Source organism: Synechococcus sp. WH 5701 (assembly GCF_000153045.1).
Lineage (GTDB): Bacteria > Cyanobacteriota > Cyanobacteriia > PCC-6307 > Cyanobiaceae > Regnicoccus_A > Regnicoccus_A antarcticus.
The window spans coordinates 1-1,559 of the sequence record NZ_AANO01000060.1; the positions used below are offsets into that span (position 1 = coordinate 1).

At 57.4% G+C, this 1,559-nt stretch carries 2 protein-coding genes; both read left to right on the top strand.

Features of this window, described 5'->3' with window-relative positions; genetic code table 11:
- Positions 1-593 (top strand): glycosyltransferase (locus WH5701_RS16140; protein WP_156776469.1); only part of this gene is annotated, 593 nt, incomplete at its 5' end.
- Between the two features lie 74 nt (positions 594-667).
- On the top strand, positions 668-1,559 hold an 892-nt coding region (locus tag WH5701_RS17310; RefSeq protein WP_156776470.1), incomplete at its 3' end, for a glycosyltransferase.

The following is a 1,559-nucleotide window of genomic DNA, read 5'->3' on the forward strand; positions in this document are numbered from 1 at the left end:
TCCCCAAAACGCACCCGTTCTTTTGGGGGCAGGAACTAAATCGCACCAAAAAGGGTTCGTATGTCATCGTGCGGGCTTTGATCCCCCTAGCCCGTCGATTCCCTCATCTGCAGCTGGTGATTTTGGGGTTGGATGCTGAGCCGTATCACGGGGTGAACCAGCAGCAGGCTTTACGCCGCCTGTTGCGTCAAGCACCCGATGTGGCCGAGCGTCTTCATTTCCCGGGCCGGGTGGGAAACATGGCTGATTGGTACGCACGCTGCAGTTTTTTTGTGTTGCCATCTCGCTATGAAGGCTTCCCCAATGTGTTGTTGGAAGCGATGGCGAATGGATGTGTTTGCCTTGCTTCTGATTGTCCGCATGGGCCGGCGGATTTGATTCAGCACGGTCGCAACGGCATGCTGCTGCCACGCCGGGCTCGGCCAGATCAATGGCGCGATGCTTTGGCGGATTTGCTGATGGATCCGAACCGCTGCCGCGGGTTGGCCGATCGAGCCCTTGAGGTCCGCAACCGTTATTCAGAGCCGCAATTACGTAGCCGTTTTGTGAATGCCTTGGAACAACTGCTGCGGGGCAAGAGGTCGGCTCTTTGAGTGGGTCTGCTGGCTCTGATTTGTGTTTAGTTCTTCCGCACTTGGGGGCCGGCGGAGCTCAGAAAGTCGCTGTGTTGGCGGCAGAGCATTTTCAGCAGGTTGGATATCGAGTGGAGCTGATTACCTTGCTGCCCGATCAGGAGGTCCTTCACGTCTTGCCTCTGGGGGTTAACCACATTGATTTAGGTGCTTCCTTGCATCGGGCCATCACGCAGCAATCCCGTTGGAGCCGCGTCCTGCATCGTTGGCTGGCACGCCTCTGTGTGTCCGTGGCTGGATCGTCCATGGTTGGGAGAATTACCCCCCGAATTGATGCGGACTGGATCCAGCGTTGGATGCTTTGGTGCTGTCGCGGCATTGTCGGTCCAAGGGCAGATCTACTGATGGCCCATTGGCGAGATCATCCGCCCCGTCGGGTGTTGTCGTTTTTAAGCAAAACCAATCTTGTGGCTTGTCTGGCCCTTTGGTCCAAAGAGGCTCATTTGGTGGTGTCGGAGCGCAATGATCTTCGCCGGGATGCTTTGCCGGCCGAATGGCGAGCATTGCGGCCGTTGCTTTTCCAAAGGGCTGATGTGGTGACGGCGAATGCCCAGGGCACCCTCGATAGCTTGCGCGCCATAACGTCCTTAAAGCACCTCATGCTGCTGCCCAATCCATTGCCCCGGGTTGCTGTGGGTCCGTCAAAGGTTGGGCAGAACTACGGCTTTTTGACCATCGCCCGCGCCGTCCAACAAAAGGGATTGGACCTTCTGATCGAGGCATTTGCCGTTGTGTTGGATGGGTCGGAGTCGATGGATAGTTGGTCGTTAACGCTTGTGGGGGATGGTCCGGAGCGGGTCGGTTTGGAGGCGTTGGCGGAGCGTTGTGGGGTACGGCATCGGGTTCGTTTTCTCGGTCATTGCCATGACGTGCATGCTGAGTTGGCTGCAGCGGCCGTGTTCGTGCTGCCATCCAGAAAGGAAGGCA